We start from the raw sequence: 17,447 nt of genomic DNA, 5'->3' as shown, positions 1-17,447 counted from the left end.
CGATTCACTCATCGGAGAGCACGATGCTGCGGTCCAGCCCGGCCGTCCGGATGGTCCGGGACACGGGCTCGATCGCGCCGACCACCTTGATGGTCACGTGGTTCGCGACCTTCTGCTGGGCGAAGACCAGGGACCGCAGTCCGGCACTGGCCATGTAGCCGACGCCGGCCATCCTGATCTCGACCGTGCCGGTGCCGTGCCCGGCGGCCTTCTCGATGGTCTGGTGGAAGTCCGGCGCGGTCTTGGCGTCCAGCTCGCCCGTCAGCTCGATCACGGTGGTGTCGCCCTCGATGCTCAGGGACACGGAAAGCGGCATGTGAGGTCTCCTTCGGCCGTACGGTTGGAGCGTTCGGTGGGATCGGCGAGCGGTGCGGCTAGAGCTCGGGATCGGGCGTCCGGCCGACCAGGATCACGACCGAGCGCGGACCGATCAGGTACTTCCCGGCGTTCTCCAGTTCGGGCTCGCCGCCCGGAGTGCGGATGTCGTGCGGGGCCTCGGCCCCGGTGTCCGCGAACAGGTGCCAGCTGCGTCCGTGCGGCAGCGCGGGCAGCTCCAGGTCGTGCGCCTCCCAGTGCGAGTTCATGGCCACGTACACCACGTCGTCGTCCCCGGTGCCGCAGCGGGCCACGGCCAGCAGCCTGCTGTCCGCCGACCAGTCGGGCTGCCAGGCCCGCTCGCCGTGCCAGCTGATGTCCGGCAGTCCGAGGCTCTCGCGGACCTGGCCGGTGGGGTGGGAGGTGGAGCGCAGTTCCCGGTGGCGCCCGCGGAACGCGATCATCTCCCGGGTGAACCGGAGCAGTTCGGCGTTCTCGTCGACCTGGTCCCAGTCGAACCAGGACAGCTCGTTGTCCTGGCAGTACGTGTTGTTGTTGCCCTGCTGGGTGCGGGCGACCTCGTCGCCGGACAGGAGCATCGGGATGCCCTGGCTGGTCATGAGGATGGCGATCGCGTTCTTCATCTGGCGCGTGCGCAGCCGGTTGATCTCGGGGTCGTCGGTCGGCCCCTCGGCCCCGCAGTTCCAGCTGTTGTTGTCGTTGGCCCCGTCGTTGTTGCCCTCGCCGTTCGCCTCGTTGTGCTTGTCGTTGTACGAGACGAGGTCGGCCAGGGTGAACCCGTCGTGGGCGGTGAGGAAGTTGACCGAGGCGGAGGTGCCGCGGGTGGAGTACAGGTCGGGCGAGCCGGCGATCCGGGTGGCCAGCTCGCCGGTCACGCCGGGGTCGCCCTTGAGGAAGCTGCGCACGGTGTCGCGGTACTTCCCGTTCCACTCGGCCCAGCGCCCGTACGCCGGGAAGTTGCCGACCTCGTAGAGGCCGCCCGCGTCCCAGGCCTCGGCGATGAGCTTGGTGTGCCGCAGGACGGGGTCGTAGGCGAGCATCTCCAGCAGCGGCGGGTTGGGCAGCGGGGTGCCGTCCAGGTCCCGGCCGAGGATGGCCGCGAGGTCGAAGCGGAAGCCGTCGATGTGGTAGTCGGCGACCCAGTGGCGCAGGCAGTCGAGCACGAAGTTGCGCACGACGGGGTGGTTGCAGTTGACCGTGTTGCCCGTGCCGCTGAAGTTGAAGTAGTACCCCTCCGGCGTGAGCATGTAGTACGTGGCGTTGTCGAGCCCCTTGAAGGAGATCGTCGGGCCCTGCTCGTTGCCTTCTGCGGTGTGGTTGAAGACGACGTCGAGGATGACCTCGATGCCGGCCGCGTGCAGGTCCTTGATCAGGGTGCGGAACTCGTCGCCCTGCATCCCGTACCGTCCGGTGGCCGCGTAGCCGGCCTTCGGCGCGAAGAACGAGACGGTGTTGTAGCCCCAGTAGTCGAAGAGGTGCTCGCCCGTCTCCGGGTTGGAGCGCATGTTGTCGCTCTCGTCGAACTCGAACACCGGGAGCAGTTCGATGCAGTTGACCCCGAGCTCCTTCAGGTACGGGATCTTCTCGCGCAGTCCCGCGAACGTGCCGGGAGCGGTGACCTGCGAGTTGGGGTGCCGGGTGAAACCGCGCACGTGGGTCTCGTACACGACGAGGTCCTCGGCGGGCAGCCCCAGCGGGGTGTCGTCGCCCCAGTCGAAGTCCTGGAGGCAGACGCGGGAGCGGTACTGGTAGCCGCGGCTGCGGTCCGGCTCCACGCCCCACACGTCACGGCCGGAGATCAGCCGGGCGTAGGGGTCGGAGAGGACCTGGCGGGCGTCGAAGCGGTGGCCGGAGACCGGGTCGTAGGGGCCGTCGGCCCGGTACCCGTACTCGATGTTCTCGTGGTCGAGGCCGAAGACCGTCATGGCGAAGACGCTGCCGGTGCGGAACTCCTCGGGGAATTCCAGCTCGGCCATCGGCTCGGGCTCTCCGCGCTTGAAGATGACCAGGGTCATGGAGGTCGCCTGGTCGGAGAAGACGGAGAAACTGACCCCGCCGGGGACCACGTTGGCCCCGAAGGGGAACGGCTTGCCGGCGCGGACGCGGTACCCGCCCACTTCGTGGGTCGGGTACGCGTCGACGCGCAGCACCTGCTCGGACTGGGCCTCGGTCATCGCGCGGCCTTGGCCTTGGCGCTCGCCGCGACGGCCTCGCCGGTCTCGAAGAAGTCGAGGAAGCCGGTGGCCGACATGACGAACCGGACTTCCTCGCTCACCCCGTACAGGGTGACGGCGACACCGGCGTGCTGGGCCTCGCGGTAGACGACGAGCAGGGTGCGCAGGCCCGCGCTGGACACGTACGTGACGGCCGTGAGGTCGATGCGCAGCGGCCGGCCCTCGCGGACCAGCGGCAGCAGGGCCTGCAGCAGCTGTCCGGAGGTCTCACTGTTGATCTCGCCGGTGGCGACGAGGACGGTACCGCCCTTGTTGCGGCGTTCCTTGACGTTCAGAGACATTGCTTTCCCCTCTAGTCGGGGCGCCCCCCGTTGAGCGCTATGAAGTCACCGGGCGCAGCCGGACCTTGACCTTGACCCGCCCCTGGACGTCCGGCAGCTTGACGGTCAGACCGTCCGCGTCGAAGTCCCGGTACGGCTTCTCGTCGATCTCGACGGACGCGATCTGCACGGAGCCGGCGGGCAGCAGGTCGGGAGAGACCCGCAGCACGCGGTCGGGCAGGTCGGTCGGGTCGGGCTTGAAGTGGAAGTCCATTTCCCGCTTGTTGATCAGCAGGTTGTTGTAGACGGCGGACAGGTAGCAGAGCTCCGCCGAGTGGTACATGGACATCGAGTGGCTGCCCTTGAGCCGCTCCGTGCCGAGCAGGTACGGCGTACCGCTGGCGAGCACGTTGAAGTAGACGGCTCCCTCGTCGTGGTCGAGGAAGAACGTGTTGTAGAAGGCCTCCGCCTGCCGGGCCTCGCGCAGGAAGGCGTCGCCGCCGACCGTGCCGTTCAGGATGAGGTAGGCGAGGATCGCCTGCTCCTGCTGCCACCAGGCCTTGCGGTCGTGCCAGGCGAAACGATACGTCTCCTGGTCCCCGGCCTTCACGCGCTCCACGACGTCGTACCAGCCGCCGCGCTGGACGTCGCTGCCGACCGCCGGCATGATCTCGCCGATCTTCTTGGCGAGGTCCTCGTACGCCGGCTTGGCCTTCAGCGAGTTCATCCGCATCAGGTTCCAGGCGATCTTGAGGTTGTGCCCGACGACCGCGCGGTTCTGCTGCCAGCTGTGCGCGGTGTCGTGCGACCAGTCGCGGAAGAAGCGCTCCTGGACGAAGGGGCTGTTCTTGTAGTCCGGGAACTTGTCCGCGATGGTGTCGAAGGTGTACTCCAGGAAATCGGCGTACTTCTGCTCGCCGGTCGCCAGGTACAGGTTGATCAGGTACGCGGGCGCGTGGTCGCCGACCGAGTTCCAGTTCTTGCGCTCGGCGTTCTCGCCGAGGGACTCGTGGTCCGCGCTGAACAGGATCGGGTCGATGTGCGAGTAGTAGCCGCCCTGCTCGCGGTCCAGGAAGAACTTGTCGAACAGCCGGATGGTGGCGTCCGCGTCGTTCTTGATCCGGACGTCTCCGGTGACCCGGTAGGTCTGGATCGGGCCGGCCAGCGCGTAGATCTGCTCGTACATCGGGATCGCGTCGTAGTCGTCGGAGAACTCCGAGGTGAACAGCTTGCGCTCGCTGTCCCCGTCGACGCTGATGCCGTGGTACCAGAAGACCACGTCCTCCTCGCTGTCCACGACCCGCATGTGCTTGCGCAGGTACTCGGTGCCGCGCTCGGCGACCTCCAGGTACTCGTCCTTGCCGGTCAGCAGGTAGGCCGAGGCCATGCCGTAGACCAGGCGGGAGATCGTGTCGGTCTCCTGGACGTGGCTGGCGGTCTTGTCACCGCCGAGCCGGACCTCGGTGCGGTACTCGGTGAAGTCCACCGGGCCCTCGCCGAACTGCGCCCGCTTGTAGAAGTCGGCCAGCGACTCGATCTGCTTGACCCACCAGCTGGGCTCCTCGAACCGGTAGTCCTCGGCGCCGCGGCCCAGGAACACCAGGCGCTTGGCGTCGAAGCGCCCGCCGTGCTCCGGGTAGTGGACGCCGTAGACGAAGAGGAACCGGCCCGGTGAGAGCATCTCGTCGATGTGCCCGGAGGCGTCGATGTACGGCTCGTCCAGGTTGCGGACCAGTTCGGCACTCGGGTCGCCGGCCAGCGAGACGTCGAACTCGCGGCCGTCCGAGGTCTTCAGCCGCAGCACGCGGGACTCGGAGTCGAAGCGGCCGACGTAGCCCGCGATGGTGTCGGAGAAGGAGAAGCTCACGGCGTCCGCCATGTCATGCACCGTCCTTGTCGTGTGAGCGGTCGTCCTCGAATCCCTGGCTGACCTCGACGATCACCCCGTCGGGATCGCGGACCCACACGGTCCGCCAGCCGCAGATGAAGTCGTCGAAGTCCAGCGGCCCCAGGGTCACTTCGGCCGCGTCGCCCAGCTCGGCCAGGAACGCGTCCACGCTGTCGGTCTGGAAGGCCAGGTGGCGCATCCGGCCCGGGGCCTGCGGCCCGTCGTCCTGTGCCGGGCGGGCCGCGGCGGTGCCCGCCGCGAAGAGCTCCAGGTACGCGTCCCCCTTGCGCAGGAACACGATCTGCGCCTCTCCGAGGTCGACCACCCGGGCCCGGGTGAAGCCGAAGTACCGGGTGTAGAACTCCTCGGTCGTCTTCTGGTCCGCGCAGTTCAGGCCCACGTGCGACCAGACCATCGCGCGGTCGCCGGCGCCGGGCATCAGGCGCTCCCCCGGCCCCGCCCCGCCGCGATCAGCTCGATGATCCGGCGGGCGAAGAGGTGGTGGTGGGCGCCGGTGCGGCCGGTGACCAGGTCACCGTCGACCACCACGTCCTCGTTGACGTACTCGGCGCCCATGTTCCGGACGTCGCCGATGAGGTTGTTGTGGCAGACCACCTTGCGGCCCTGGATCTTGTCCGGGATCGAGGCGGCCAGCCACATGCCGTGGCAGATGATCCCCTTGAGGACCGTCGGCTCCTCGAAGGCCCGGCGCAGCAGCTCCGTGGCCGGAGCCAGTACGTCCACGTCCTCGGTGTAGCGCAGCCGGTCGGCCACCATGCCCGAGGGCACGATGATCGCCGCGTACCGGCGCAGCTCCTCGTCGCCCAGCCCCTCCAGGGACTTGTCGGCGGTGAACGGCGCCCGGTACTCGTGCCCGGAGAAGGTGATGGAGCCGTTGCCCCACAGCCGGGTCAGGAAGTCGACCTCGGCGCCCTCCTCGGCGAAGCGGTGCTGGTAGTAGAAGATCTCCGGTTCGTAGAAGTCGCTCTCGACCAGGACCGCGATCCGGGTCCCGCTCAGCGCACCCTCGCGCAGTACGGCGTCAGGCACGGGAGGTCCCCCTCAGGAAGTCCGCCGCGCGCTCGGCGATCATCGCGATGGCGGTGTGGCAGTTGCCCGACGGGACGGCGGGCATCACGCTGGCGTCGACGACGCGCAGGTTGCGTACGCCGTGCACCCGCAGCTCGGGGTCGACGACGGAGAGGTCGTCGACGCCCATGCGGCAGGAGCCGGCCTGGTGGTGGTAGCTCTCGGACTTCTGCTTCGCGAAGGTCCGCAGGTCCTCGTCGGAGACGAAGCCGGGACCGGGCTGGAGCTCCTGCTTGTACCAGGGCGAGAAGGCCGAGGTCGCGAAGATCTCCCGGGCCAGTTCGATGCCCTGCACCATCCGCTCCAGGTCCCACCGGTCGCCCAGGTAGTTCGGGTTGATCAGCGGGTGGGCCAGCGGATCGGCGCTCGCGAGCCGGATCCAGCCGCGCGAGACGGGGCGTACGACCCCGGGAAGGATGCTCACCGTGTTCGGGTGGTCCTTTCCGACGATCACGTCGAACGGCACGTGGACGAAGGCGATCTGCAGGTCGGGCGCGGGCAGACCGGGGCGGGACGAGAGGAACAGAGCGCTCTCCGACAGGTTCTGCGCCGGGGGCGGGAGTTCCTGGGTGACCTCGGCCATCAGCCCGGTCAGGACGTGGTTGTGGAAGTTCTCGCCCACCCCGGGCAGCGCCGCGACCGTCTCGATGCCGTGCTCGCGCAGCTGCTCGGGGCTGCCGATGCCGGAGAGCAGCAGCAGCTTCGGCGACTCGATGGCCCCGGCGGCCACGATCACCTCGCGGCGGGCCCGTACGGAGTGCGGTCCGGGCTCGGCGGCGGTGCTGTGGGAGTCGCGCACGGTCCGGCCGGGGAACTCGGCGGCCGGTGCGAGCTGCGCGTACTCGACTCCCGTGCACGTGTCGCCGTCGAAGAGCAGCCGCGTGCTCTGGGCACTGGTGCGCAGCGTCAGGTTGGAGCGCTCCAGCGCCGGCTCCAGGTAGGCGGCGAGGGTGCCCTGGCGGCGCCCGTCGGCCACGTCGATGTGGTGCCAGCCGGTGCCGAACAGCCCGCGCCGGGGTCCGTCGGTGTTGAAGTCGGCGATCTCCTGGTGGCCCAGCTCGACGGCCGCGTCGATGAAGGCGCGGGAGACCGGGTTGGGGCCGTGCTGCCCGGCGTTGGTGATGCGCTGCGGGCCGCGGGTGCCCGTGGTGGGCGCGGTGGAGTCCTCCTGGCCCTCCAGCAGGGCGAAGTACGGCAGGACGTCCTCGTACCCCCAGCCGGCGGCGCCCTGGTAGGCCCAGTTGTCGAAGTCCGAGGCGTGGCCCCGGATGTGCATCATGATGTAGAGGTTGCTGCTGCCGCCGGGGGCCTTGCCGCGCGGTTCGTACGTACGGCGGCCGTCGAGCCCGGGCTGCGGGACGCTGGTGTAGCCCCAGTCGACGGGCCCGCCGAGCAGCTTGTACCAGGAGGACGGGTCGTCCACCTCGGGCGGGATCCGGTTGCCGCCCGCCTCCAGGACCAGGACGGAGACGTCCGGGTCCTCGGAGAGCCGGTTCGCGAGGACGCTGCCCGCGGTGCCGGATCCCACGATGACGTAGTCGTACTCTTCTCTCTCGGCGATCGCCACGAGTCGGCCTCCCTCAGTCCTGGCTCAGCACCTGGAAGGGGACGGTGTCGTGGTAGTTCGCCATGTAGGCGATCTTTCCGTCCACGATCCGGAAGAAGTTCATGACCTCGGCCTCGATCGCCTCGCCGGAGGCGCTGACGGCGCTGAGGTGGGAGACGGCCGCGGCCTTCTCCCCGTCGACGAGGAAGTGCACGGGCTCGTTCCGGAAGGCCCGGTACATCGTCCCCATGCCCTTCATCATCGAGCGCAGGAGCTCCAGGCCCTCGATGTGCCCGGCGAGCTGCTCGTCCATGACCTGGTCGTCGGCGAACAGGTCGCACCAGCGGTCCCAGTCGCCCGCGTTGGCGTACTCGTAGTACTTCTCAAGGATCTGTCGTGCGTCCACAGCGCTCATCGCGCTCCTCCCCTATCGGTCCCGGCGGGTTCCGTCGGGCGCGAACGGCGCCCAGAACTGGCTGAACGCGGTCGCCGAGTCCCCGAAGAGCCCGTCGCGGCCCTCGACGATCCGGCCGTCCCGCCACCGCATGAAGTGGAAGACGGGGTAGTCCATCCGCTCGTACGGCGACTGGCTCTCCCGGTCCGCGCCGTCGCGCACGGCGACGTTGCGGCAGACGTCGGCGCTGCAGTCCTCCCCGACGAGGACCGCCTGGATGTCCATCCGGAAGGTGCCGCCGGTGAGTTTGTGCGTCTGCCCCATCAGCTCCAGGAAGGCGTCCAGGCTCTCGTACCAGCCGGCCAGCGGGTGGCTGCCCGGCACCAGCCAGCGCAGGTCCTCGGAGTAGTACTCCAGGATGCGGGCCCGGTCGCCGGAGCCGAGGGCCGCGTACGCCGCCTCGACCCGCTCCCGTGTCACTTCGGTCATCGTCGTCTCTCCTTCGCCTGAGCCTGAGCTGCGCCCGCGCTCAGAGCGAGCCGGAACCGGGCATCGGGGCCAGGTCGTTGACGGTGTACTGCTTGATCAGCGGTCCGTCGGGACCGGCCACGACCGTCCATGTCTGGTCGGCGTCGAAGCCGAGCCACTCGCTGCGGGCGGCCGGCGGGTCCCAGATCTTGGCCTGCCAGTTGACCAGGACCCGGACGATGGCCCGGTCGCCCTCGATGACGGGCTCCACCTTCGTGACGGTGTGGACCTCGTCGAAGAAGCGGTTGGTGACGGCCTCGTACCAGCGGCCGAAGCCCTGGTGTCCGAGGAAGGTGTCCTCGGGGACCTTGAACTCCAGGTCCTCCGTGATGAGGGGGAGCACCCGGTCCAGCGGAAGGTGCTGGTCCAGGGCCACGTACCAGTTCTCCGCGAAGGTGCGGATCGCGTCCTCGGTCAGCCGCTCGGCGGGCATGCGGTCTCCTCCTGTCCGTGGTGGTGTGCGGTGCGGTGGGTCGCTGAGGTGCGGTGCGGCGGTGCGCCGGCACCGGGTCGCGGCGCTGCGTCAGATCTGCACGTCGACGAGGAACGGTCCGGGGTGGTCGAGCATCCGGGCGACGGCGGCGACCGCCTCGTCCGGCTTCTCCACCCGCATCCCCTCGGCGCCGAGCGCCCGCGCCAACCCGGCGAAGTCGATCTCGGGGTGGGAGAGGTCGAAGGAGCCCGGGAAGCCGTGCTCCGGGATGTCCCGCTCCCGCCAGTACTGGGCGATGTTGTCGTCCAGCAGCCGGTACTTGCGGTTGTTGCAGACCACGAACTTGGCGTCGATCCCGTGCCGGACCGCGGTCCACAGCGCCTGGTACGTGTACATCGACCCGCCGTCGCCCGCGAAGCCGACGACCAGGCGGTCCGGGCGGGCCAGCTTGGCGCCGACCGCCCCCGGGAAGCCCACCCCGAGCGAACCGCCCCGGGTGAGGTGGTAGTCGCCGGGGCGCTCCGCCGGCAGGTACCGGGTGACCAGCGGCGAGGTGGTCAGCGCCTCGTCGAAGACGATCAGGTCCCCGCCGGTGCGCTCGGCCAGGGTCCGCAGGAAGACGGCCATCGGCGTGCCGTCCTGCTCGCTGTCCCCGCCCCCGGCGGACAGCGCCCGCTCCCGGGTGCGGGCGTCGAGCCGGGCGGCCGCGGCCGCCCGCTGCTGCGGGCTCAACCGGCGCTCCAGTACGCCGGCCAGCGCGCGCAGGGCTTGTTTGGGGTCGGCGGCCAGGCCCAGGTCCACCGGGTGGTTCTTGGCGATCTCGTACGCGTTCAGGTCGATGTGGACGACCTTGGCGCCGGCCCGGAAGGGGTTCTCCAGCTCGGGGAAGACCTCCGGGAAGACATAGGTGCCGACGATCAGCACCCCGTCCGCGCCGGCCACGAGCTCCTTGCTGTGCGGGCCGAACATGTGGCCGGTCTGGCCGCGGCGCAGGGGGTGCGAGGCCGCGATGTTCACCTCGGAGGAGTCGACCTCGTACACGTCGGCGCCCAGCAGCTCCGCGACGGCGGCGAGTTCGCGCTGGGCCCCGGAGAGCGAGACCCCGTCCCCGACGAGGATCACGGGCCGCTCCGCGGAGGCGAGCAGCTCGGCCGCCCGCCCCACCGAGGCCGGCGAGGGCGCCACGTCCGTGAGCGGCACCGCGGCGGGCAGGACGGGCTCGGAGTTCAGCTCGTCCAGCACGTCCATCGGCAGCGCCACGAAGACCGGGCCGCGCGGCGGCGTCAGGGCGATCTTGACCGCCCGCCGGACGGTGCGCAGTACGGAGTGCCGGTCGGTGACCCTGGTCGCGTACTTGGTCACCGGCTTCGCCATCGCCACCAGGTCGGACGCCATCTGCGCGTCCATGGCGTCGTAGCGGACCCCGGCGTCGCCGGCGACCACGACGAGCGGGGTGTGGCCGCGCAGCGACTGGTACATCATCCCGATGCCGTTGCCCAGCCCGACCCCGGAGTGCAGCTGCAGGAGGGCCGCGCCGCCGGTGGCCCGGGCGTAGCCGTCGGCGATGCCGGCGGCCACGGTCTCCTGGAGGGCGAGGACGTAATGGAAGTCCTCCGCCGCGTCCACCGCGTCGAGGAATCCCTGTTCCACCGTCCCCGGATTTCCGAACATCACATTCAGGCCGTCGGCCTTGAACTGCTCGATCAGCCTTTCCCGTCCGGGAGTGGCTTCCATGATTCCCCCTACCACCCGTAACGGGTGAGACCGTCCTCCAGGACTTCCACGATCTTCTGCCCCGTCAGATATGAATCGGGGGTGGAACGTCCGGTCACGAACGGGTAGTCGACGATCACCGAGAGCGGGTGGCCGAAATTCCCGTGATACGCGCCGCGCGGCCCGGTGGCATCGCGCAGGATGTACTCCAGCGGGTACGGCGGCGGGCCCATGTTGAAGTCGGTACCGAGGAATCCGGTTCCGTCCTTGTAGTCGTACTCCTTGCAGTGGCCGGTCACGTGCTTGCCCCAGATGATGCTCCTGCGGTCGCCCCAGTCGCGGGCGAAGGCCAGGCAGGCCACGCCGTAGCACTCGGCGGCCACGACCTTGCCGGCGTTCTTGAAGGCCAGGATCAGCGCGTGGACGCGCTCGTTGTTGGCGAGGTCGACGATGGGGCCGCTGCCGCCGACGATCAGGAGCGCGTCGTAGCCGGCGATGTCGGCTTCCAGCTTCTCCAGGTCGCGGTGGTACTGCTCCAGCTTGCGCAGGTAGCCCTCGTCGCTCGTGTACGGGCGCTCGGGTGCCCACGCCTCGATGTCGAGCGGCGTGTCCAGCCGACTCGACTGCTCGAACTCCCGCCCCAGCCGGGCGTTCTCCTCGGTGGTGACCGAGCGTCCCAGTGGAGGGTCGATGAAGTTCGCGTCGAGGCTCGGCGGAAGAGCGTGCGGACGCTTTCCGGTCGGCGTGGCGAATACGACTTCGTAGCCCCGCTCGTCGAACTTCGAAACCGGCCCTATCAGTTCTTCGGCCCAGTAACCGTGTTCGGAGACAATGACCAGAATCTTTCTGCTCACGGATTCCTCCAGGCGCCGCCTGTTGTCGTTGGCGTGACCCACAGTGCTTGCGCCCGGGGGCTGCGTCAAAGCGCCGGTGTGCGACTTCATGAGGTGGGAGGGCAGGTCGCAGGGGCACTTCAGGTAGTCGCTTCCGGAGGTCATGAAGTAGCCGCCGGACTTCATGACCTCGGCCGAATCGCTGAACCATTGCGGGGGCACCGCCCTATGGTCTGGACGCGCCGTGAATCACGGGTGCGCGAAGGACCGAGGAGAGGGACGGGGACGATGACGACGGACCTGTTGTGCACACACATCGATCAGATACGTCCGGTGAAACCAGGCACCGAGGGCTGCGAGGAGTGCCTCGCGCTCGGCGACAGCTGGGTGCACCTGAGGATGTGCCTCAGCTGCGGGCACGTCGGGTGCTGCGACTCCTCCAAGAACCGCCACGCCACCAAGCACTACCGCACCTCCGAGCACCCCATCGCCGCCTCGCACGAGCCCGGCGAGGCGTGGGCCTGGTGCTACGCGGACAAGCTGATGCTGGACGCGGCGTGAGCGCGGCCCCGGAGAGCGCCACCGCTCCCGCCACGGCGGCCGCGGCCGAGCGCGCCGAGAGCCGGAAGCCCGTCATCCTGGCCGTGGACGACGATCCGCAGGTGCTGCGGGCCGTCCGCCGGGACCTGCGCAGCGCGTACGGCGACCGCTACCGGGTCCTCGGCGCCTCCTCCGCCGCCGACGCCCTCAAGATCCTGGACTCCCTCGACGAGCGCGGCCACGACCCCGCGCTGTTCCTCGTCGACCAGCGGATGCCGGACGTGACCGGCGTCGAGTTCCTCCTGGAGGCCGTCAGCCGCTTCCCCGACGCCCGCCGCGTGCTCCTCACGGCGTACGCGGAGACGGACGCGGCGATCACCGCCATCAACCGGGTCCGGCTGGACTACTACCTGCTCAAGCCGTGGGACCCGCCGCACGAGCGGCTCTTCCCCGTCCTGGACGACCTGCTCTCCGACTGGCTGGCCACCTACCGCCCCGCATACGACGGCATCATCGTCGCCGGGCACCTCGTCGCCCCCGGCACGCACGCCGTCCGGGACTTCTTCACCCGCAACGGCCAGCCGTTCCGCTTCCTGAACGTGGAGCGGGATCCCGAGGCGCTGACCCTGATCGCCGCCCAGCCCGACGCGGTGCTGCCCCTCGTCCGCTTCCCGGACGGGGCGGTGCTCTCCGCGCCGTCCGACACCGAGCTCGCCCAGCGCCTCGGGCTGGCCACCACCGCCTCGCGCCCGCACTACGAGTGCGTCATCGTCGGCGCGGGTCCGGCGGGCCTTGCGGCCGGGGTCTACGCGGCCTCGGAGGGCCTGTCGACGCTGATGCTGGACTCCCGCGCCCCGGGCGGCCAGGCCGGCACCTCCAGCCTGATCGAGAACTACCTGGGCTTCCCCTCGGGCCTCTCGGGCGGCGACCTGACCCGCCGGGCCACCATCCAGGCCTCCCGCTTCGGCGCCGAGATCCTGCACCCGGTGGAGGTGGTCTCGCTGACCCGGGACGACCCGGCGAAGATCCTCACCCTGGCCGACGGCACGGAGATCAGCGCCGAGACGGTGCTGCTGGCCACCGGGGTCTCGTACAACCGCCTGGAGGCACCCGGCGCGGACCGCTTCGAGGGCGCGGGGCTCTACTACGGCGCGGCGACGACGGAGAGCTCGGCGTGCATCTCGCAGCACGTGTTCATCGTGGGCGGTGCGAACTCGGCCGGCCAGGCGGCGGTGCACTTCGCCAAGTACGCGGCCAGGGTGACCATCCTGGTCCGCGCCGAGTCCCTGGACGCGAGCATGTCCCGCTACCTGATCGACGAGATCGACCGCACCCCGAACATCGAGGTCAAGGTCCGTACGACGGTGGTCCGGCTGGACGGCGACGAGCACCTGGAGCGGCTGACCCTGCACGACTCGACGACGGGTGGGGACACCGAGGTCCCGGCCCGGTTCATGTTCACCTTCATCGGCGCCCGCCCCCACACGGACTGGCTGTCGGGCGTGGTCGAGCGCGACGAGTACGGCTTCGTGCTCACCGGGTCCGACCTGATCGCCAACGGCGGGGAGCTCCCGGAGGAGTGGAGCCTGGAGCGCGCCCCGTACCCGCTGGAGACGAGCGTCCCCGGCGTCTTCGCGGCCGGCGACGTGCGGGCCCACTCGGTCAAGCGGGTGGCCTCGGGCGTGGGCGAGGGGGCGATGGCGGTCTCGCTGATCCACCGGTACCGCTCGATGGGCTGAGAGCGAACACGAATCGCTTGCGATCAAGCGAGCGCCGGATGCAACGTTGATTACATGATTACAGCCGAGCAGAGCGAGCAGCTGCGCACCTGGTTCGCGGACCGCCTTCCGGTGGACGTGTACGAGTCCCTGGTCGACGTGGCCGTCGACCGCGAGGAGATCACGGTCGTCGGCACCATCCCGGCGACCGAGTCCGTCAAGGAGTTCCGCGAGCGCACCCGTGAGCAGCGCATCGAGGTCGCGCGTGAGGCGGAGGAGCTCTACCGCCGCAAGGTCGCCTGGGCCGTCCAGTCCGGCGACGACCGCGTCCTGTTCACGCACCTGGCGGTCCCGGTGATGACGCGCCTGCGCCAGCCGGAGCGCAAGGTCCTCGACACCCTGGTGGCGGGCGGCGTCGCCCGCAGCCGGGCCGACGCCCTCGCCTGGTGCGTCCGCCTCGTCGGCCGCAACACGGACGAGTGGCTGACCGAGCTCCGCGACTCGCTGGCCAAGGTCCAGCAGGTCCGCGCGGCCGGTCCCGACGTCACGGAGGCCTCCGAGGCGGCGGACTCCAAGAAGTCTGGGTCGGAATGACGAAAGTCCTCCCCACCGGGGCATGATCACGCAAGTCTGACAGCGAGCCGACCGGCACCCGATCACAGGGAGAGGCACGCCCCATGACCACCACCGTCGAATACATCCGCTACCGGATCGCATTGGACGACCAGCAGGCCTTCGAGGACTCGTACCGGCAGGCCGCGGAGGCCCTGGCCGCGTCACCCGAGTGCATCGACTACGAGCTGGCCCGCTGCGAGGAGGAGAACGACCGGGAGCGCTACATCCTCCGCATCCGCTGGACGTCGGTCGACGCCCACCTCAACGGATTCCGCAAGGGCGAGCACTTCCCGGCGTTCTTCAGCGCGATCCGCCCGTACGTGAAGGCCATCGAGGAGATGCAGCACTACCGCGTCACCGACGTGGCCGGCCCCGGAAAGGCCGCACCCCAGTCATGAGCACCACACCCGGCACCACTCCCACCGTCTACGAGTGGATGGGCGGGGCGGAGGCGATGAACCGCCTCACCGACGCCTTCTACGCGCACGCCCTGCAGGACGAGATCCTGGCCCCGGTCTTCGCGGGCATGGACTCGGAGCACCCCCGGCACGTCGCCGTCTGGCTGTCGGAGGTCTTCGGCGGCCCGGCGGAGTACACGGCCCACCACGGCGGCCACCAGCACATGGCCACCAAGCACCTGGGCCGCGGCATCACCGAGAGGCAGCGCCGCCGCTGGGTGGACCTGCTGATGGACACGGCGGACGAGGTCGACCTCCCGGCGGACCCGGAATTCCGCGCGGTGTTCGCGTACTACATCGAGTGGGGCACCCGCATGGCCCTGATCTACTCGGGACCCAACCCCCCACCGGTGGACGCGGCCAAGATCCCGATCTGGTCCTGGGGCCAAACGCCCCCGTGGATCCCGAAGGGCTAGGCAGGCCGTCCTCCGGTTCCCCGTGGGGGGTGGGGCGAAGTCCCCGCCCCCCATGGCCGCGCCGGGCCCGCCCCGGCACCCGGGGCCCCGCCGCCGCGGCTCAGCGCCCGGACGGCTCGCGCGGAGTCCCCTCGCGGGACCCGCCCGGAGCCTCGGCGAGCAGCACGGTCAAATCACCCTCGGCGCCGTCGCGCCAGAACCCCACGGCCTGCTCCAGGACCTCCTGCAGGGTCTCCCAGTCCTCCGGCCGCACCTGCGCGTACGAACGCCAGGACGTCACCGCCACCAACCGCCCCGGCGCCTGCGGCAGCCACGACAGGTCGGTCAGCGCATCGGCCAACGCGTCCCAGTTCCCGCCGAACCAGGACGGCACCCCCAGCGCCGCCCCCCAGCGCCGCATCAGCTCGGCCTTGCTGCGCACACCGGCCAGGTCCACCCGGAGCGTCGTCCAGCCCGCCTCCTCGGCGGCGGCCAGCGCCGGCCCGAGCGGCCGCGGATCCAGGGTCATCGCAGGACCGCCTTGAAGGTGTCGTAGTGGTCGTCCGTGTAGTAGAACTCCCCACCCTCACCGGTCACGATCCGCCGCGCCCCGCGGTCGCGCTCCCCCGGCGTCTTCACCGTGAACTCGTGGTAGTACCCGCGCTTCTGCTGAGGCAGGACCTTCTCGAAGTTCCCGAAAACGGTCCCGTCCTGCCGGTACGGATACGGCCCGCCCTTGTCGATGAGCACGAGCACGTCCCGCGCCTGCGCCGGCAGCCTGTCCGCCCGTACGGTCGCCATCCCCCTGGCCCAGACGGGCGGCACGGAGACGGCGGAACCCGGTACGGAAGCGGGCGCCGAGGCGGCAGCGGACGGCGCGGCCTTCTCCCCACCACACCCCGCCACGCCGACCAGCGCAGCGCACAGGAACACCGGCCCCCACGACCAGACGCAGCAACGACCGGGGCACGTCCCTGAAGATCATGCACCGATCGTGCCAAATATCCGATTCGCCCGCGAATCGCGCGGCGGCGCCACCCGCGGCGGCGACAGCCTCAGAGCGCGGACATCTTGGTGTACGGACTCAGGATTCTCTTCTGGACCGACCCGAAGTCGACCAGGACAGCGATCCCCTCCTCGATACCGACGACACGGCCGAGGCCGTGCTCATCGTGAGAGACCCGGTCGCCGACGCTGAACTGCCGGAGCGGCGGTTCCACGGGGGCCTTGAACGGGCTGGACGGCAAATGGCGGCGAGGTACTGCTGACTTTGTCATTGAGACCAGTATGCGCCCCACAGCCCCCTGCACGGGCCGCCGTTCGGATCTCAATTACGGCACCATCCGCGCCGGAACCGGGCAGGGCCCGCACCGGGCCCGGGCACGGAGGCGGTGCGGGGGCGGCGCAGACGATCCGCGAAAGAAACGGAGGACTCAGTCGTCCGGGTCGGCCCGCTCCAGTGCCGGCCGCAGCCCCGGCTGCGACTCGGTGAGCAGGTAGTCCGCGACCGCCGTGTCGGTGACCAGGCTGGTCACCAGCCCTGATCGCAGCACCGCCCCGATCGCGGAGGCCTTGCGCAGCCCGCCCGCGATGGCCACGACCTCGGGAATCCGCCGCAGCCGGTCCGCCTCGACGGTGATGCAGCGCTCGCCGAGGTCCCGCCCGACGCGCCGCCCCTCGGCGTCGAACAGGTGGGCGGACATCTCGGCCGCGACGCCGAGCGAGGCGTAGTGCGCCCGCTCCTCGTCCGTGAGCATGTCGTGGACGGTGGAGATGCCCGGCTCCCACGACCCGATCGAGACCGCGGCGACCGTCACCTTGTCGAAGTACTCGAAGGCCCGGGCGATCCCCGTCTGGCTCCGCAGCGCGGCCGCGGTCGCCGGATCGGGGAGCAGCATCGGCGCGTAGATCGGGTGCGCGTCGCCGCCCGAGACCTGGGCGGCCCGCCGTACGGCCTCCACGGACCCGCGCTCGGCCGTACCGGCGTCGTACACGCCCGTCAGCTGCACCACGGTGCACTGGGGCAGCCGGTGCAGGGAGGCGGCCATGTGGATGGTCGACCGCCCCCACGCCAGGCCCAGTACGTCGCCCTCGTTGACGAGCTCGCCGAGCAGGTCGGCGGCGACCGCGCCCAGGTTCTCCGGATCCGGCGCGTCCTCGGTCGCATCGGCCGGGGACTCGACCACGACCGCGTGCCGGAGCCCGTACCGGGCCCGCAGCGCGTCGGACCGCTCCGCGTCGAGCTCGGCGGGCACGCGGATCTCGATCCGTACGAGGTCGCGCTCAAGGGCGGTCTCCAGGACCCGGGCCACCTTGAAGCGGCTCACGCCGAACTCCTCGGCGATCTGGATCTTGGACTTGCCCTCCAGGTAGAAACGGCGCGCCATGGCCGCCGCCTGCACCAGCTCCGCGGGTCCCATCCGCAGGGCTGACCGTCCCGCCGACATTGCAGACACCGCGTTCTCCT

21 protein-coding genes are annotated in these 17,447 nt (G+C 70.2%); 5 read left to right on the top strand and 16 right to left on the bottom strand.

What is annotated here, in order from left to right; genetic code table 11:
* Window positions 1-4 precede the first annotated feature (4 nt).
* The 12 genes from ACIBAD_RS29300 to ACIBAD_RS29245 form a co-directional block, all read right to left on the bottom strand.
* Window positions 5-316: an STAS domain-containing protein gene (locus ACIBAD_RS29300; RefSeq protein WP_134074624.1), complete on the bottom strand. Its 312-nt coding sequence runs from the start codon at window positions 314-316 to the stop codon at window positions 5-7.
* A 58-nt stretch (window positions 317-374) separates the two neighbouring features.
* Complete coding sequence (gene glgX, locus ACIBAD_RS29295) at window positions 375-2,510, bottom strand: glycogen debranching protein GlgX (protein ID WP_398909553.1); 2,136 nt, start codon at window positions 2,508-2,510, stop codon at window positions 375-377.
* Window positions 2,507-2,851 carry an STAS domain-containing protein gene (locus ACIBAD_RS29290; protein WP_030157517.1) on the bottom strand — a complete coding sequence of 115 codons (345 nt, stop codon included), beginning with the start codon at window positions 2,849-2,851 and terminating at the stop codon, window positions 2,507-2,509. The genes glgX and ACIBAD_RS29290 overlap by 4 nt, the downstream gene beginning before the upstream one ends.
* Before the next feature lie 37 nt (window positions 2,852-2,888).
* Window positions 2,889-4,709: an AGE family epimerase/isomerase gene (locus ACIBAD_RS29285; protein ID WP_134074625.1), complete on the bottom strand. Its 1,821-nt coding sequence runs from the start codon at window positions 4,707-4,709 to the stop codon at window positions 2,889-2,891.
* 1 nt (window position 4,710) lies between these two features.
* A complete protein-coding gene (locus ACIBAD_RS29280) occupies window positions 4,711-5,157 on the bottom strand; it encodes a VOC family protein (RefSeq protein WP_208329121.1) in 447 nt (148 codons plus the stop codon).
* Window positions 5,157-5,768, bottom strand: coding sequence for a DJ-1/PfpI family protein (locus tag ACIBAD_RS29275; RefSeq protein ID WP_134074626.1), 612 nt, complete (start codon window positions 5,766-5,768; stop codon window positions 5,157-5,159). The genes ACIBAD_RS29280 and ACIBAD_RS29275 overlap by 1 nt, the downstream gene beginning before the upstream one ends.
* On the bottom strand, window positions 5,761-7,374 hold the full coding sequence (locus ACIBAD_RS29270; RefSeq protein WP_398909549.1) for a GMC family oxidoreductase: 1,614 nt from the start codon (window positions 7,372-7,374) through the stop codon (window positions 5,761-5,763). Before ACIBAD_RS29270 ends, ACIBAD_RS29275 begins: the two co-directional genes overlap by 8 nt.
* A 13-nt stretch (window positions 7,375-7,387) precedes the next feature.
* A complete protein-coding gene (locus ACIBAD_RS29265; RefSeq protein WP_398909547.1) occupies window positions 7,388-7,768 on the bottom strand; it encodes a nuclear transport factor 2 family protein in 381 nt (126 codons plus the stop codon).
* A 12-nt stretch (window positions 7,769-7,780) separates the two neighbouring features.
* Window positions 7,781-8,236, bottom strand: a complete 456-nt coding sequence (locus ACIBAD_RS29260) for a nuclear transport factor 2 family protein (protein ID WP_134074629.1) — start codon at window positions 8,234-8,236, stop codon at window positions 7,781-7,783.
* A gap of 40 nt (window positions 8,237-8,276) precedes the next feature.
* Complete coding sequence (locus ACIBAD_RS29255) at window positions 8,277-8,708, bottom strand: nuclear transport factor 2 family protein (RefSeq protein ID WP_134074630.1); 432 nt, start codon at window positions 8,706-8,708, stop codon at window positions 8,277-8,279.
* A 90-nt stretch (window positions 8,709-8,798) separates the two neighbouring features.
* Window positions 8,799-10,442: a thiamine pyrophosphate-binding protein gene (locus tag ACIBAD_RS29250; protein ID WP_398909545.1), complete on the bottom strand. Its 1,644-nt coding sequence runs from the start codon at window positions 10,440-10,442 to the stop codon at window positions 8,799-8,801.
* An 8-nt stretch (window positions 10,443-10,450) separates the two neighbouring features.
* Entirely contained in the window at window positions 10,451-11,275 is an 825-nt protein-coding gene (locus tag ACIBAD_RS29245; protein ID WP_134074631.1) for a type 1 glutamine amidotransferase domain-containing protein, read from the bottom strand.
* Between the two features lie 267 nt (window positions 11,276-11,542).
* Between ACIBAD_RS29245 and ACIBAD_RS29240 the strand changes: the two genes are divergently transcribed.
* The 5 genes from ACIBAD_RS29240 to ACIBAD_RS29220 all read left to right on the top strand — a co-directional run bounded on the left by ACIBAD_RS29240 (window position 11,543) and on the right by ACIBAD_RS29220 (window position 15,001).
* Window positions 11,543-11,815: a UBP-type zinc finger domain-containing protein gene (locus ACIBAD_RS29240; RefSeq protein ID WP_134074632.1), complete on the top strand. Its 273-nt coding sequence runs from the start codon at window positions 11,543-11,545 to the stop codon at window positions 11,813-11,815.
* Complete coding sequence (locus ACIBAD_RS29235; protein ID WP_134074633.1) at window positions 11,812-13,533, top strand: FAD-dependent oxidoreductase; 1,722 nt, start codon at window positions 11,812-11,814, stop codon at window positions 13,531-13,533. Before ACIBAD_RS29240 ends, ACIBAD_RS29235 begins: the two co-directional genes overlap by 4 nt.
* Window positions 13,534-13,587: 54 nt before the next feature.
* Window positions 13,588-14,106 (top strand): hypothetical protein, encoded by a 519-nt coding sequence (locus ACIBAD_RS29230; RefSeq protein ID WP_134074634.1) that lies wholly within the window; start codon window positions 13,588-13,590, stop codon window positions 14,104-14,106.
* An 83-nt stretch (window positions 14,107-14,189) separates the two neighbouring features.
* Entirely contained in the window at window positions 14,190-14,525 is a 336-nt protein-coding gene (locus ACIBAD_RS29225) for a putative quinol monooxygenase (protein ID WP_030157498.1), read from the top strand.
* Complete coding sequence (locus ACIBAD_RS29220) at window positions 14,522-15,001, top strand: group II truncated hemoglobin (protein ID WP_398909541.1); 480 nt, start codon at window positions 14,522-14,524, stop codon at window positions 14,999-15,001. The genes ACIBAD_RS29225 and ACIBAD_RS29220 overlap by 4 nt, the downstream gene beginning before the upstream one ends.
* A 100-nt stretch (window positions 15,002-15,101) precedes the next feature.
* On the opposite strand, the gene ACIBAD_RS29215 is transcribed toward ACIBAD_RS29220, so the two are convergent.
* The 4 genes from ACIBAD_RS29215 to ACIBAD_RS29200 form a co-directional block, all read right to left on the bottom strand.
* Window positions 15,102-15,509, bottom strand: a complete 408-nt coding sequence (locus tag ACIBAD_RS29215) for a barstar family protein (RefSeq protein WP_398909539.1) — start codon at window positions 15,507-15,509, stop codon at window positions 15,102-15,104.
* The gene (locus tag ACIBAD_RS29210) at window positions 15,506-15,886 is read right to left on the bottom strand and encodes a ribonuclease domain-containing protein (RefSeq protein ID WP_398909537.1); all 381 of its coding nucleotides are present in this window, start codon (window positions 15,884-15,886) and stop codon (window positions 15,506-15,508) included. The genes ACIBAD_RS29215 and ACIBAD_RS29210 overlap by 4 nt, the downstream gene beginning before the upstream one ends.
* A gap of 149 nt (window positions 15,887-16,035) precedes the next feature.
* Window positions 16,036-16,257 (bottom strand): CarD family transcriptional regulator, encoded by a 222-nt coding sequence (locus ACIBAD_RS29205; protein ID WP_030157491.1) that lies wholly within the window; start codon window positions 16,255-16,257, stop codon window positions 16,036-16,038.
* Between the two features lie 156 nt (window positions 16,258-16,413).
* The gene (locus ACIBAD_RS29200) at window positions 16,414-17,427 is read right to left on the bottom strand and encodes a sugar-binding domain-containing protein (RefSeq protein WP_134075717.1); all 1,014 of its coding nucleotides are present in this window, start codon (window positions 17,425-17,427) and stop codon (window positions 16,414-16,416) included.
* Window positions 17,428-17,447 lie beyond the last annotated feature (20 nt).

Origin of the sequence: Streptomyces sp. NPDC051109 (assembly GCF_044455885.1) — a bacterium.
Classification (GTDB): Bacteria; Actinomycetota; Actinomycetes; order Streptomycetales; family Streptomycetaceae; genus Streptomyces.
This window is presented reverse-complemented; position numbering and strand designations above follow the sequence as displayed.